This window comes from Roseateles sp. GW821-FHT09G03 (genome assembly GCF_059416045.1).
Genome location: NZ_JBWKOK010000006.1, coordinates 413,744 through 426,928 on the forward strand (window position 1 = coordinate 413,744; position 13,185 = coordinate 426,928).

At 66.9% G+C, this 13,185-nt stretch carries 14 protein-coding genes; 7 read left to right on the plus strand and 7 right to left on the minus strand.

Annotated features, from left to right (window positions below; all coding sequences use genetic code 11):
• Positions 1 to 17: 17 nt before the first annotated feature.
• The 7 genes from AC07OZ_RS22655 to AC07OZ_RS22685 form a co-directional block, all read right to left on the minus strand.
• Positions 18 to 3,041: a TonB-dependent receptor gene (locus AC07OZ_RS22655; RefSeq protein WP_495469314.1), complete on the minus strand. Its 3,024-nt coding sequence runs from the start codon at positions 3,039 to 3,041 to the stop codon at positions 18 to 20.
• 249 nt (positions 3,042 to 3,290) lie between these two features.
• Positions 3,291 to 4,379 carry an ABC transporter ATP-binding protein gene (locus AC07OZ_RS22660; protein WP_495469315.1) on the minus strand — a complete coding sequence of 363 codons (1,089 nt, stop codon included), beginning with the start codon at positions 4,377 to 4,379 and terminating at the stop codon, positions 3,291 to 3,293.
• A 13-nt stretch (positions 4,380 to 4,392) separates the two neighbouring features.
• Positions 4,393 to 5,799, minus strand: coding sequence for a GH1 family beta-glucosidase (locus AC07OZ_RS22665; RefSeq protein WP_495469316.1), 1,407 nt, complete (start codon positions 5,797 to 5,799; stop codon positions 4,393 to 4,395).
• Between the two features lie 47 nt (positions 5,800 to 5,846).
• Positions 5,847 to 6,722 (minus strand): carbohydrate ABC transporter permease, encoded by an 876-nt coding sequence (locus tag AC07OZ_RS22670; protein ID WP_495469317.1) that lies wholly within the window; start codon positions 6,720 to 6,722, stop codon positions 5,847 to 5,849.
• A gap of 20 nt (positions 6,723 to 6,742) precedes the next feature.
• Positions 6,743 to 7,678, minus strand: a complete 936-nt coding sequence (locus tag AC07OZ_RS22675) for a carbohydrate ABC transporter permease (RefSeq protein ID WP_495469318.1) — start codon at positions 7,676 to 7,678, stop codon at positions 6,743 to 6,745.
• 15 nt (positions 7,679 to 7,693) lie between these two features.
• Positions 7,694 to 8,974, minus strand: coding sequence for an ABC transporter substrate-binding protein (locus AC07OZ_RS22680; protein ID WP_495469319.1), 1,281 nt, complete (start codon positions 8,972 to 8,974; stop codon positions 7,694 to 7,696).
• A gap of 266 nt (positions 8,975 to 9,240) precedes the next feature.
• Positions 9,241 to 10,263, minus strand: a complete 1,023-nt coding sequence (locus tag AC07OZ_RS22685; protein WP_495469320.1) for a LacI family DNA-binding transcriptional regulator — start codon at positions 10,261 to 10,263, stop codon at positions 9,241 to 9,243.
• Positions 10,264 to 10,504: 241 nt separating this feature from the next.
• Between AC07OZ_RS22685 and AC07OZ_RS22690 the strand changes: the two genes are divergently transcribed.
• The 7 genes from AC07OZ_RS22690 to AC07OZ_RS22720 all read left to right on the plus strand — a co-directional run bounded on the left by AC07OZ_RS22690 (position 10,505) and on the right by AC07OZ_RS22720 (position 13,167).
• Complete coding sequence (locus tag AC07OZ_RS22690) at positions 10,505 to 10,855, plus strand: hypothetical protein (RefSeq protein ID WP_495469321.1); 351 nt, start codon at positions 10,505 to 10,507, stop codon at positions 10,853 to 10,855.
• A 66-nt stretch (positions 10,856 to 10,921) separates the two neighbouring features.
• Complete coding sequence (locus AC07OZ_RS22695; protein WP_495469322.1) at positions 10,922 to 11,284, plus strand: hypothetical protein; 363 nt, start codon at positions 10,922 to 10,924, stop codon at positions 11,282 to 11,284.
• Positions 11,285 to 11,315: 31 nt separating this feature from the next.
• Positions 11,316 to 11,705 (plus strand): hypothetical protein, encoded by a 390-nt coding sequence (locus tag AC07OZ_RS22700; protein ID WP_495469323.1) that lies wholly within the window; start codon positions 11,316 to 11,318, stop codon positions 11,703 to 11,705.
• Between the two features lie 13 nt (positions 11,706 to 11,718).
• The gene (locus AC07OZ_RS22705; protein ID WP_495469324.1) at positions 11,719 to 12,069 is read left to right on the plus strand and encodes a hypothetical protein; all 351 of its coding nucleotides are present in this window, start codon (positions 11,719 to 11,721) and stop codon (positions 12,067 to 12,069) included.
• A gap of 21 nt (positions 12,070 to 12,090) precedes the next feature.
• Positions 12,091 to 12,420: a hypothetical protein gene (locus AC07OZ_RS22710; RefSeq protein WP_495469325.1), complete on the plus strand. Its 330-nt coding sequence runs from the start codon at positions 12,091 to 12,093 to the stop codon at positions 12,418 to 12,420.
• 6 nt (positions 12,421 to 12,426) lie between these two features.
• Complete coding sequence (locus AC07OZ_RS22715) at positions 12,427 to 12,792, plus strand: hypothetical protein (RefSeq protein ID WP_495469326.1); 366 nt, start codon at positions 12,427 to 12,429, stop codon at positions 12,790 to 12,792.
• Positions 12,793 to 12,798: 6 nt separating this feature from the next.
• Positions 12,799 to 13,167 carry a hypothetical protein gene (locus AC07OZ_RS22720; RefSeq protein WP_495469327.1) on the plus strand — a complete coding sequence of 123 codons (369 nt, stop codon included), beginning with the start codon at positions 12,799 to 12,801 and terminating at the stop codon, positions 13,165 to 13,167.
• Positions 13,168 to 13,185 lie beyond the last annotated feature (18 nt).

Consider the following 13,185-nt stretch of genomic DNA (forward strand, 5'->3'; position numbering starts at 1 on the left):
CAGGGGCCCTCGCGGGCTCAGAACTTGTAGCGGAGTCCCAGCATATAGCGGCGACCCGTCTGCGTGACCGAGTACACCTCCTCCGACGTCCGGCCGTGCTGGCGCAGGATCGAATCGCCGACGTTGATGACTTCGGCCTGCAGGCTCAGCTTCTCGCTGAAGTTGTAGCCCAGGCTGATGTCCACCTGCGAGTAGGGCTCCGTGAAGATCGGCGCCGAGCGACCCAGCTGGTTGCCGTCGTTGACCGCGGCCAGGAACTTGTCGCGCCAGTTGTAGGCCACGCGCACGCTGAACCGCGCGTCCTCGTAGAAGCCCACCAGGTTGGCGGAGTCGCTCAGGCCCACCAGCGCGTACTGCTGCGCGAAGCTCGCGTTGTCGTACTTCAGACCCGACTTCACCTTCGTGTAGTTCGCCGCGACGCCGAAGCCAGAGTTCCCGAACGCGTGCTGCACGTTCAGCTCGAAGCCCTTCAGGCTGTTGGACTGCGTGTTGGCCGGCACCGTGATCTGGAAGTTGGCCACCGGATCGCCCGGCTGTCCCACGATCGTCCCCAGCGCATGCCCGTTGCTGTCGCCGGTCTTGGTCACGCCCGGCTGGCCGTTGTAGCGGTTGAGGATGTAGTCGCGGATGCAGGTGATGTCGCTGCCGCAGCCGCCGGTCGTCGAGGCCTCGTTGTAGTACGCGCCGCCGATCGGCGTGTGCAGGTTGAACGGCGTCGCGTTCTCCAGCGTCGAGCCGATGTAGTTGCTGATGTTCTTGCGGAACACGCCCGCCGCCACGTAGCTCGACCGGGCGTAGTAGTACTCCAGCGAGAAGTCGATGTTCTTCGACTTCAGCGGCTTCAGTCCCGGATTGCCCTGCGAGCCGGTGCCGCCGCTCAGGCGGGCCAGGTCGTTCAGCGTCTGTCCGCCCTGGATCGCGTCCCAGCCCGGACGGCCGATGGTCGTGCCGTAGCTGGCGCGCAGCTTCAGCTTGTCGGTCAGATCGGCCTGGTAGTCGATGTTGGGCAGCCAGTAGCTGTACTTGCCGTCCAGCGTCGTGAAGCCCGGATCGCCCTTCAGCACCGTCAGCTCGTTGTTGGAACCCCAGGTGATCCCCGTGGCGATCGGCACCAGCGCGCTGGAGGTGACCTTGGTCTTCTCGTAGCGCATGCCGACCGTGGCGCTCATCGGCACGCCCAGTTCCCACTCGCGGGTGTACTCGGCGTAGGCGCTGGTGGACTTCTCCGTCGTGCGGCGGTCCGTCGAGAAGACGTCGGATGCCAGGTACTTGGACGGATCGCTCCAGGACTTGGCTGCGAGGTCGCGGATGGTGCCGAAGTCGAAGGTGTAGAACTGCGTGAACAGGCGCGGGTCGCCGACGCCGCCGATCTTGCCGAAGAAGTCGCGCAGGTCCTGCGGGATCCAGACGTTGTCCGGGTAGTTGGCCGGACCGTTGGCCACGCCGCCCCAGTTGTCCAGCTGGACGTTGGAGTAGGCCGAGCGGTTCTTCGCCTTCGTCAGGCCGACGCCGAAGTCCAGCTTCGATTCGTCGGAGATGTCCCAGCTGCCGCGGATCTGCTGCTGGTCCACCTCGGCTTTCATGTAGCTGTTGCGGAAGGACGAGCCCGTCACCTGCTGCAGCGCCGCGTTGCGCGTCGTCGTCGGCATGATCAGGATCGGCAGGTCCTGGCTGAAGTCGACGCCGGTCTGGCCGCGGTTGAAGCTGGCCGTGCCGATCACGTTGTTGCTGCCCCAGGGGCTGTCCGCACCCGACTTGGCGGTGGACTTGTGCGCGTCGAACTCGAAGCGCAGCTTGTCGGTCGCCTTCCAGTCGATGTTCAAGCCCAGCGACTTGTTGTCGTTTTTGGTGGCGAAGTCCGCGCCGCCCATGGACAGGTCGGCGTCGCCGTTGGCGATCAGCTCGGTGTAGTTCAGCGGCGCGGAGATCGGGCCGCCGGTCCAAGAGCTCGACGACGGGCCGAAACTGAACCACGCCGACAGATCGTTGCGGCGCGTGTGCACCTTGTTCTGCGAGGCCGTGTAGTCCAGCGTCGTCGTCAGCGACTTGGACGGCGCGAACTGGAAGGTCACCTGCCCGTTCGTGCGCTCACGGCGGATGCCGTTCATGTTGTAGTTGACGTTCTGCGGCAGCGAGTAGACGTCGTTGGGACCGGGACGGTTGGTGATCCGCTCCGACCCCGGCTGGCCCGGCAGCGGGATCGCGCCGTTGCCCGTCTCGTCGCCCTTGAACGGCAGCCAGCCGTTGGGCACGCCGGCGCTGTTGTAGCCCGCGTCGCGCTTCTGGTAGCTGCCCGACACGGACACGCCGAACATGCCTTCGCCGAAGGTCGTGCTGTAGATGCCCGACACCTCGGGCGTCACGCTGTCGCCCTTGATGTTGTCCGGCAGGCGCGAGTTGCCGCCGTCATGCACGGCCTTGACGCCGATGCTGGCGATGGTCTTCTTCGTGTCCAGCGGGCGCGCGGTCTTGATGTTGATCGTCGCGCCGATGCCGCCGGTCGGGGCGCTCGCGCGGCTGGTCTTGTAGACCTCCAGCGCCGCGATGGATTCCGTGGCGAGGTTGGCGAAGTCGAAGGCGCGGGAGTTCGACGGACCCGTGTCGGCGAGCGTGGACGCCGGCATCTGGCGGCCGTTCAGCAGCACCAGGTTGAAGTCGGGGCCGACGCCGCGCACGGTGACCTTGGAGCCTTCGCCCATCGAGCGGTCGATCGACACGCCCGAGATGCGCTGCATCGACTCGGCCAGGTTGGTGTCGGGGAACTTGCCGATGTCCTCGGCCACGATGCCGTCGACCACGCCGCGCTGCTGGCGCTTGAGGTTCAGCGAGGTGTCCAGCGACTGCCGGATGCCGGTGACCACGACGGTGTCGATCGTCGCGTCGGCCTTGCGCTGTGCTTCGGAGGCGGCTGCTTCGGGCGCGGCGGGGGCCTGCTGCGCATGGGCCGCGGCGGCGAGGAACAACAGGGCGCAGGCGGCCGCCACGGGCTGGCGCTGCGGTCCGCGGCCCTGCCGCAGTCGGGTGGGGTGGACGTGCTTCATCTTGTCTCCTTGTTATCTCTCAGTCTTGACCATGACCCCCATGCGATGGCGGGCCCGATTGTCTGCAGGGCAAGCTGGATCCGTGTATTCGGCGGTAACTTTGAAAGCGCTTTCAGAATTTATCTGCTTCAGTCACGGGACCTCTACTGACTTTCCCTAGCGAGGGGTTTCGCGCCACAGGGGCGCGGGGGTACTGCGGGGAAACCGGTCGTGGCGGTCCCGCACAGGGACCGCCGGAGACGTCGCGACTCAGGCCGCGACGGGGACGGCGGCGCGCGGCTCGAGTGCGCGCGCTTCGGCGTCGAAAGCCAGTGCGTGGTCGGCGGTGGCGATCAGGCGGACGGTGTCGCCGTCATGCAGCGACGCCGCGCCCGCGGGGAGCTTGGCGGTGAGCAGGTCGGCGATGCCGTCGACGCGCAGATGCAGGATGGAGGTGTCGCCCAGGTGCTCGGCGAGCACGACGGTCGCGGGCACCGCGCCCTCGTCGTGGCTTGTCCCCAGAAGCAGGTGCTCGGGCCGCAGGCCGAGGCGCTTCGCCGCGGGGCGCGCCGCGCCGCCGAGCGAGTCCCACAGGCGGCGGGCCGCGCCGGGCGCGTTGGCCGTCGGGCGCTCGACGAAGTTGATCTTCGGCGCGCCGAGGAAACCGGCGACGAACTCGTTGGCCGGACGGCGGTAGAGGTCCATGGGCGCGCCCAGCTGCTCGATGCGGCCCTTGTTGAACACCGCGATGCGGTCGCCCATCGTCATCGCCTCGACCTGGTCGTGGGTGACGTAGATCATGGTCGTGCCCAGTTGCTGGTGCAGCCGCGTGAGCTCGATGCGCATGTCCACGCGCAACGCCGCGTCGAGGTTGGACAGCGGCTCGTCGAACAGGAAGACCTTGGGCTTGCGCACGATCGCGCGGCCGATGGCCACGCGCTGGCGCTGGCCGCCGGACAGCTGCTTGGGCGTGCGCTGCAGCAGGTCGGTGATGCGCAGGATCTCGGCGGTGCGGCGCACCTGCTCGTCGCGTTCGGACCGGCCGACGCCGGCCATCTTCAGCGCGAAGCCCATGTTCTCCGCAACCGTCATGTGCGGGTAGAGCGCGTAGCTCTGGAACACCATCGCCGCGCCGCGATCGGCCGGGCGCAGGTCGTTGGCGCGGTGCCCGTCGATCAGCAGGTCGCCGTCGGAGATTTCCTCCAGGCCCGCGATCATGCGCAGCGTCGTGCTCTTGCCGCAGCCCGACGGGCCGACGAAGACCATGAACTCGCCGTCCCGGACATCGAGGTCGATGCCCTGGATCACCTCGTGATCGCCGTAGCGCTTGCGGATGCCGCGCAGCGTGACTTGTCCCATGACGGTCTCCCGATCAGCCCTGGCGCGCCGTGCGCCGTTGCGATACCTGTTGCAACACGAAATCGCGGTACGCGAGCGCGCTGTCCTTCGGCGTGCGCCGCTGCGTCGCGTAGTCGACGTGCACGATGCCGAAGCGCTTCGCGTAACCCGACGCCCATTCGAAGTTGTCCATCAGGCTCCACACCATGTAGCCGCCCATCGGCACGCCCTGAGCGATCGCGTCGCCGACGGCGGCGATGTGCGTATCGAGGTAGCGGGTGCGGTCGGCGTCGTGCACCTGGCCGTCGGCGCCGGCCGCATCGGGGAAGGCGCCGCCGTTCTCCGTGACGTACAGGCGCTTCGCGCCGGGGTAGTCGCGCTTGATCGACACCAGCAGGTCGGTCAGGCCTTGCGGGTAGATCTCCCAGCCCATGTCGGTCAGCGCCAGCCCGCTGGTCTTGTTGTCGACCGGACCGGCCGCGCTGATCATGCCGCGCGAGTAGTAGTTGATGCCCACGAAGTCGACGGGCACCTGGATCTTCGCCATGTCGCCGGCCTCGATGTAGGGCGCGTCGTGACCGAGGTAGTCCAGCACGTCCTGCGGATAACGGCCTTCGAAGAGCGGGTCCATGTACCAGCGGCGCAGCTTGCCGTCCTCGAGGCGCGCGGCGTCGCGGTCGGCGTCGGAGTCCGTCGCGGGGTACATCGGTGCCATGTTCAGCACGATGCCCAGCGAGGCCTTCACCTTCAGCGCGCGCATCGCGCTCACCGCCAGGCCGTGGCTGAGCAGCAGGTGATGCGACACCTGCGCGGCGATCTTGCGGTCCTTCACGCCGGGCGCGAAGACGCCGGACTCATGGCCGAGCTGCGCGACGACCCAGGGCTCGTTGTGCGTGGCGATCGAGACGACCTTGTCGCCCAGCCGCTTCGCGATGCCGACGGCGTACTCGACGAAACGCTCGACGGTGACGCGATTGCCCCAGCCGCCGATGTCCTGCAGCGCCTGCGGCAGGTCCCAGTGGTAGAGCGTCAGGTAGGGCTTCATGCCGCGGGCGATCAGGCCGTCGACGAGCTGCTCGTAGAACGCGAGGCCGGCCTCGTTCCAGTCACCCTGGCCCGTGGGCATCACGCGCGGCCACGACACCGAGAAGCGGTAGGCGTCGACGCCCAGGCTCTGGATCAGGTCGAGGTCTTCTTCCCAGCGCCGGTAGTGCTCGCAGGCGACGTCGCCGTTGCTGCCGTCGGCGATCACGCCGGGCTGGCGGCAGAAGGTGTCCCAGATCGACGGTCCCTTGCCGTCGGCGTCGTGCGCGCCCTCGATCTGGAAGGCGCTCGTGGCGACGCCCCAGACGAAGTCGGCGGGGAAGTCCCTGGCGGCGGCCGTCGCGAGTGCGGTGGAGGCGCTGGACGTGTCGGACGAGGCAAGCGTGGAAGATGACATCGAGGTGTTGTTCTGGGTGTTGGAGGAGAGGCGCAGGCGGTCGGGCGTCACTTCACCGCGCCGACGGTCAGGCCCGAGATGAGCTGCCGCGAGCACAGGACGAAGAGCACGATCAGCGGCAGCGTCGCGATGGCGGATCCGGCCATCAGCGCGCCCCATTCGGTGTCCACCGGGCTCTGCAGCGATCGCAGCGCCAGCGGCAGCGTGTACATGTCGGGCGAGCGCATGACGACCAGCGGCCCGATGAAGTTGTTCCAGGAGGAGATGAAGGTGATCAGCCCCAGCGTGCCCAGCGCCGGCTTGAGCAGCGGCAGCACGATGCGGGCGTAGATGCCCAGCTCTCCGCAGCCGTCCATGCGGGCGGCCTCGACCAGCTCGCGCGGCACGGCGGAGCCGATGAACTGGCGCATCAGGAAGATGCCGAAGGCGCTGGCCGCGCCGGGGATGTAGAGCGCGCGCGGCTGATCGATCCAGCCGAGCAGGTCCATGATCATGAAGCTCGGGATCATGTTCATGAAGCTGGGCAGCAGCATCGTGCCCATGACCAGGCCGAACAGCGCCTTCTTGAAGCGGAACTCGTACATCGCGAAGGCGTAGCCGCCCATCGAGCAGAACAGCAGCGTCAGGCCGGTATTGCAGATGCCGACGTACAGGCTCAGGCCCAGGTTGCGCCAGAAGGGCAGGCGCCGGGTCAGGATCTCGACGTTGTTCAGGAAGTCGTCGCCGAACCACATCGGCGGCGGTAGGCTGAAGATCTCGGTGCGCGAGTGCGTCGCGAAGACGAACATGAAATAGAACGGCGCCAGCATGATCAGCGCGCCGGCGCCGACCAGCAGGTAGGCGGCCCAGGCGGTCATGCGCGGCGGCTGCGCCGCGTGGGGAGGCGCGGCGGCGTCGAGGGGGGCGTGCATCGTGGTGCTCATGGCGTTTTCCGGTCGGCCCCTCAGTCGTCCTTGCGCCGGAACGCACGGTTGGTGAGCCACGTCAGCGCGGCCACGATGAAGAACAGCAGCCACGACATCGCGCTGGCGGCGCCGAAGTCGTTGAAGTCGAACGCGTTGCGGTACAGGTAGACGGCGGCGCTCATGCCGGCCTGGTCGGAACCGCCCTTGCCGCCGGTGAGGATGAAGGGCTCCTCGAACAGCTGCAGCCCGCCGATGACGCTCAGCGTCACGCCGAAGAAGATCATCGGCCGCAGGCTGGGCAGCGTGATGTGGAAGAACTGCTGCAGGCGGCTGGCGCCGTCCATCGTCGCGGCCTCGTAGAGGTCAGGCGGGATGGTCTGCAGCGCGGCCAGGTAGAGCACGACGTTGAAGCCGACGTAGCGCCAGAACACGATCATCGAGATGGCGGGCTTGAGCGCGTCGGGGTCGTTGAGCCAGTCGACGGCAGCCTGCGGGACGAGGTGGCCGAGCACCGGGATCTCGCGCAGCGTGGCGATGGCGAGGTTGATCAGGCCGTAGTCGGTCGAGAACAGCGAGCTGAACAGGATCGCGATCGCGACCGAGGACGTGATGTAGGGCAGGAAGTACGCGCCGACCATCGGGTTGCGCCAGCGCTTGAAGGCGAGGTGCAGGAAGGTGGCGAGCGGGATGGCGACGAGATGCTGCGGCACGCCCGAGACGACCGCGAGCCAGCCGGTGTTGCGCAGCGATTTCCAGAACCACTCGTCCTGCAGCGCAAAGGCGAAGTTGTCCAGCCCGACCCAGTGCATCGCGCCCAGGCCGCTGGTCGGCTCCCAGCTGTGGAAGGCCAGGTAGAGCGAGAACAGCAGCGGGAACAGCCCGAAGACCACGAACAGCAGCAGGAACGGGGCCAGCAGCGCGTACGGCGCGTACCGTGGCGACAGGCGCAGGGCTTGAGGAAGGCGGAAGCTCATCGTCGTGGTTCCGGGTCAGCGGTGCGCGCGCAGTTGCAGCAGGCGCTGCGCGTCGGCCAGGGCGGTCGGGATGTCCTTGCCGCGGTCGAGCACCTTGTCGAGTTCGGTGTCGATCACTTCCTTGGCGAAGTTGTCCTGCTTGTGCACGGGGAAGGCGCGGATGTGGTCGGCGGCCTCGCGCCAGTCGCGGCGGGCCTGCTGGCCGCCGAGGAAGGGCAGCGGCAGGTCGTAGAAGGGATCGGTCTGCGCGGCGATCAGCGCGGGGAAGGCGTCCTGCGCCTTGAAGGCGGCGAGCTGCTGCGTGCGGTTCATCGTCATGAAGCGGATGAACTCGTAGGCCATCGGCTTGCGGGCCGCGTCGCCGTGGCGGGCGATGGCGAAGAAGGTGCCGCCGTAGGCCGCGAACGCGCCTTCGGGCAACTGTGCCGAGCGCCACTTGCCGCGGGTGCTGGGCGCGAGCCACGTGTTCAGGTGGCCGGCCAGCCAGGCGCCCGACATCTGCGTGGCGATGCCGCCGCGCTTGAAGCCTTCGGACCAGTCGGAGGACCAGGCGATGACCTTGGCGTCGAGCTGCTGGCGGCGCACGGCGCGGGCGAGCTCGAAGGCGCGGACGAAACGCGGCGTGTTCACCAGCGGGCGCGAGTCCTTGTCGAAGAACAGGCCTTCGCCCGGCTCCAGGCCGGTGCGGATGAGGATGTCCTTCATGTCGCGGGCATGCGCCATCAAATAGGCGCCGGTCGCGGCCTTGATCTTCACGCCGGCGGCGACGTAGCCCTCCCAACTGGAGGTCAGGTCGGACTCCTTGAGTCCGGCCTTGGCGAGGAGGTCGGTGCGGTAGAGCAGGGCGCCCGGGCCGATGTCCGTGGGGACCGCGAGCACCGCGCCCTTGGGCGTGGTCGCCTGGTCGAAGGCATAGGCGACGAAGCGGGCCTTGTCGCGGCTCAGCTCGTAGGGCGCGCCGGAGAGGTCCTCGAGCCCGGTGCCTTGCGCGAAGCGTCCGAGATAACCGATCTCCAGCGCCATCACGTCGGGCAAGCCCTTGGCGGTCGAGAGCGCCGTCGTCATCGCGGTGTGGTGGTCGTTGAGCTCCCGGCTCACGATCTTCACGTCGACGTCCGGGTGGAGTTCCTTCCAGGCCGGCAGGGCGCTGCGGACGATCTCGTCGATGGCGGGGAAGGCGGCGACGGTCAGCGTGGTGGCGGCCGTCGTGGAAGCTGTCGCGGCGGGAGCGGCGGGCGCAGCAGTCTGCGCGGCAACGCCTGACCCCGTCTGGGCCACGCCCAAGGTCAAAGCCAATGCCGATAGCCACCGGGCCCACTGCCGCATGCTGTCCGTCTCCGTCGTCGTTCTGTTTATGAAAGCGCTTTCATGATAGCGAACGGGATGGCGTGACCGTACCAGGGTTATCGCTAGGGAGGTGGCGTGCGTGCCTCGACCGGGCGTTGGCCGCCTGCGCGTGGGGCCCGGACGGCAAGCGTCCAAACCCCACGCACAGCCGTCCTCCACCACTACCGTCCTTCCACGGTTTTGCTACCGAGGACTTCGGAGAAAGCGTTCTGGCGTCAGAGCGATCGGGTGGACGACCGGATGATCAGCCGGGGCTCGGGGAGCTGGGCGGTGGGGTTCTTTTTGCCGAGCAGGTCGAGCAGCGCCTGGGCAGCGCAGCGGCCAAGCTCGAGGCCGGCCTGGTGGATCGTCGTGAGCGGCGGGATGCTGTGCGCGGCACCCGCCAAGTCGTCGAAGCCGACGATGGAGACGTCCTCGGGCACGCGCAGGCCGCGGCGGTACAGCGCGAGCGACGCGCCGAACGCCATCTGGTCGTTGGCCGCGAAGATCGCGGTGAAGGGCTCGCGGCTGTCGATCAGGCGCTCGACGGCCATCACGCCGCTGTCTTCCTGGAACAGGCCCGGCAGCACCAGCGCGGGCTTGTACTTCACGCCCGCCGCTTCCAGCGCGGCGCGGTAGCCCTTTAGGCGCTCCTGCGCATCGGGGTGGACCGGGTCGCCGGTGATGAACGCGATCTTGCGATGGCCCTGGGTCAGCAGGTGATGCGTCGCGAGACGGGCGCCCTCGAAGTCGTTGAAGTTCAGCGCATAGAGGCTGGGCGCCTTCAGCGTCCGGCCCGTGACGACGACCGGCAGTTCCTTGGCAAGCTTGCGCAACGACTCGTCGCTGAGCCGGCCGGTGAGCACGATGATTCCGTCGACGCGGCGCGCGCGCAGCGTGTCGATGCAGCGCTGTTCTTCCTTGGCGTTCCAGTGGCCGCTGGCGAAGAGGGGGACGTAGCCGGCGGCGTCGAGGACCTCCTCGATGCCGCGCAGGGCGACGCCGTAATACGGGCTGTCGATCGCCTGCGTCACCACGCCGACGCTCAGGGAGCGTCCGCCGGCCAGCACGCGGGCGATCGGATTCGGGACGAAGCCGAGGTCCGCGATCGCGCGGTCGACGGCGTCCTTCTTCTCCTGGCTGACGACGGCGGTGCCGTTGAGGATGCGCGAGACGGTGCTCGGCGAGACCCCGCTGACTTCGGCGACCATGCCCAGCGTCACCTTCGAGGGCGTGCGGGCGGACTTGGTGCTCTTCATGAAGGGGATAGCGTTGTCGTTGCGCGGCGAGTGTAAGGGACGGTTGCAGGGCGGCGACAAGCGCCTCGATGACCGGGTGATGTCAGGGGCGAACGCCGGCGTCCCGGTGCGGGTACGCATTGATAAGACGGCGTGAAGGCGGTAACGTCGCGCCCCGACGCATGGCGGGAGCCCTGCGGACACGACTCCGAGGCCGGGGCGATGTCGAAAAACATAAAAGATTGATCCAGGGAGTGGAACCATGAAGAAGCTGGCAAGGCTGATGGCCTTCGTCATGGCAGCGGTGCTGCCGGTGCAGGCGTTCGCGTTCGAATGCAACGTGAAGATCAATTACCTGCTCGTCTATACCGACGGGACGGTGAATGTGAATCACACCGGGCGTAACGACTTCACCGTCATCTGCAATGTCAACAACACCTACCAGGGTGTCTCGCCGACCACCTGCGCGATGTGGACCGCGCTGCTGCTGGGCGTGAAGAAGCGCAATGCGATGGCGACGTTCTACTGGGGCCGCGAAGGCAGCTGCGCGACTTTGCCGACCTATGGCGAAGCACCGGTGCCGAGCTATATCGGCGAAATGCCGGGGCAGTGAGCCGCAAGCCGGCGCGATGAACGGATTCGGGCGTCCTCGATGACGCCTGCCCAGAGGGGAGGGCAAATGAAGAAGCTTGCTTCGATGGCCGTCGCGGCGTGCCTAGCGATGCTGGTGCAGCCGGCATTGGCCGCAGAGAAGATCACCTCGATCCCGGCAGGTGCGAGCTTGCAGCTTCGTGCGCACTCGAGCACGCACGTGACCGTCGGCGCACGCAAGATGCAGATGCTTTATGCGTCGGGCCTGGAGAGCGGCTGCACCAGCGTCTACCTGTTCTCGGACGCCGACGTGGTGATGTACGCGACGTTGATGAAGGCTGTGATGGCCAAGGTCCCGATGACCCTCATCTACGACGTCGACCTCGACAAGCGCGGGCCGTGGGGCGATCCGCTGTCGTGCCCGTTGACGTCGGTGACGGTGTTGCCGTGAACCGCTGCCTTGACGACTCGGGAGTGAGTTCATGAAGTCGATCTGGAAATTCGGCCGCCCGATCGCGACGCCCTTTCTGGTCGGGCTGCTGTCCGCATCCGGCGCGGCGGTGGCTGCGGAAGGCGACACCGGGGCGGTCTTCCTCGACAACGTCGGCGTGCTGGAAGTCGCGGGCGGCGGGCATCTGGCCGGGAACATGGAGATCAAGATCCGCGGCGGGTTCACCCTGCCGACGGGGATGACCTGCAGCAACGAGTACATCACCACGCTCAAGTCCACGGACGCGAATCAACGGATGTTCATGTTGCTGACCGTCGCGCTGGTGAAGGGCAAGGCGGTACGCCTGCGGATCACGGACGACCCGGCGTTGCGGGCATTCAATGGGCGGTGCAGTTTGATGTGGGTGCAGCTGGAACCGTGAAGAGGAGGGCTCAATGTTCGCCGGATTGATGAGAGCCGCGTCGGCGGCTACTTTGCTCGCTCTTGGTGGCCTGGGCACCCCAGCGCATGCCGCAATGATCCAGATCACCACCGACCCCGCCACCTGGCGCGTCGAGAACTACGAGAACGATCTGGTGGTGATCTGGTACGCGACGTCCGAGGCCGAGTGCCCCGGCCGTCAGATGGTCTTCGCCCCCAACTTCACGAAGTCCGACATGAATCGCTTCTGGGCGACGTATGCGATGGCGCGGAGCGGAGCGGCAAAGATGCTGCTCTATTACGACATCGTTGGCCAACCGGCCCGATGCGAAGTCAAGAGCTTCGGTTTCGAAGCCGGTCGATGAAATCTCGAGGGAGCCAACACCATGAAATTCAAGCTCATCGCAGGCGCCTTGCTCGCCACCCTGCTGCCTCTGACCAGCCACGCCTACACCGAATGCTGGGGCGTCAAACTCACCCGAGTCTGGACTGACGTCAACGGCGACTTCTACATTTCGCTGCGCAGTGACTACCAATTGGGCGGCGCTATCCGTGCCGCTCAATATCCGGCCGGAAGCAAAGCGGCGATTGGCATCGCAGTGGCCGCCTATACCGCCAATCGACTCGTCACGATCCGCTATACACGAGACAACATCAATTGCTCCGCTGCGCCGTGGAACGAAGAGGTCTCGTCCATCGGCATGGCCGGCGATTGACTTCCCATGAACATGAACGCCCACCTCCGACTTCTCGCCTCTGGCCTTCTGGCCGTATCCACCCCCTGCGCCTTTGCCGCCGGCGGCAACCTGCCGCAGGCCGTCGTCAGCGTCGGCATGCACGACACCGGCCACGCACTCGTCGAGTACGCGGCGATCGGTCATTCCGACGGCTGCGCGACGGTCGGTCACGAGAAGCTCGTGCTGATCGAGAAGACCAACCCCAGCTTCAAGTACATGTATGCCACGGCGCTGGCCGCGGCCGCGTCGGGCAAGAAGCTCAATGGCTGGGTCGACGGCTGCGTCGATCTGTGGGGCGACGGGCGTGTGCGTATTCCAAGGGCGGTGACGCTCGGGATCATGGTGCAGTGAGGACGTATGAAGCTTGAACCCATCAAGGCCGCTGCGCTGACAGCGGCGCTGACGCTCGCAGGTCTCGCGACCTCCGCCAACGCCAACAGCAACAACGGTCTGTACGACGTGCAGTCCGTCATCCTGCATGAGACCGGCCATGCGATCGTGATCCTGAACGGCTCCGACAACACCGAGGGATGCGCGACTCCCAACAACCGGAATCAGATCCTGCTCGACAAGAACGACGCCCGCTTCAAGATCATGTACACGACGGCGCTCTTCGCCTTGGGCAGCGGCAAGAAGCTTGCGGCGTGGGTGTCCAACTGCCAGGACGTGTGGGGCGATGGCTCGATGAAGATCGCCTACGTCCGGTCGTTGAGCGTCGAGCGCTGAGTCGCTCCGGCAGACGTC

Bases quoted from the DNA above. Each gene is read 5' to 3' on its own strand.
- AC07OZ_RS22665 (WP_495469316.1), bottom strand. From the start codon at position 5,799: ATGTCATCTTCCACGCTTGCCTCGTCCGACACGTCCAGCGCCTCCACC.
- AC07OZ_RS22720 (WP_495469327.1), top strand. From the start codon at position 12,799: ATGAAGCTTGAACCCATCAAGGCCGCTGCGCTGACAGCGGCGCTGACG.
- AC07OZ_RS22705 (WP_495469324.1), top strand. From the start codon at position 11,719: ATGTTCGCCGGATTGATGAGAGCCGCGTCGGCGGCTACTTTGCTCGCT.
- AC07OZ_RS22700 (WP_495469323.1), top strand. From the start codon at position 11,316: ATGAAGTCGATCTGGAAATTCGGCCGCCCGATCGCGACGCCCTTTCTG.
- AC07OZ_RS22670 (WP_495469317.1), bottom strand. From the start codon at position 6,722: ATGAGCACCACGATGCACGCCCCCCTCGACGCCGCCGCGCCTCCCCAC.
- AC07OZ_RS22660 (WP_495469315.1), bottom strand. From the start codon at position 4,379: ATGGGACAAGTCACGCTGCGCGGCATCCGCAAGCGCTACGGCGATCAC.
- AC07OZ_RS22685 (WP_495469320.1), bottom strand. From the start codon at position 10,263: ATGAAGAGCACCAAGTCCGCCCGCACGCCCTCGAAGGTGACGCTGGGC.
- AC07OZ_RS22690 (WP_495469321.1), top strand. From the start codon at position 10,505: ATGAAGAAGCTGGCAAGGCTGATGGCCTTCGTCATGGCAGCGGTGCTG.
- AC07OZ_RS22655 (WP_495469314.1), bottom strand. From the start codon at position 3,041: ATGAAGCACGTCCACCCCACCCGACTGCGGCAGGGCCGCGGACCGCAG.
- AC07OZ_RS22675 (WP_495469318.1), bottom strand. From the start codon at position 7,678: ATGAGCTTCCGCCTTCCTCAAGCCCTGCGCCTGTCGCCACGGTACGCG.
- AC07OZ_RS22715 (WP_495469326.1), top strand. From the start codon at position 12,427: ATGAACATGAACGCCCACCTCCGACTTCTCGCCTCTGGCCTTCTGGCC.
- AC07OZ_RS22695 (WP_495469322.1), top strand. From the start codon at position 10,922: ATGAAGAAGCTTGCTTCGATGGCCGTCGCGGCGTGCCTAGCGATGCTG.
- AC07OZ_RS22710 (WP_495469325.1), top strand. From the start codon at position 12,091: ATGAAATTCAAGCTCATCGCAGGCGCCTTGCTCGCCACCCTGCTGCCT.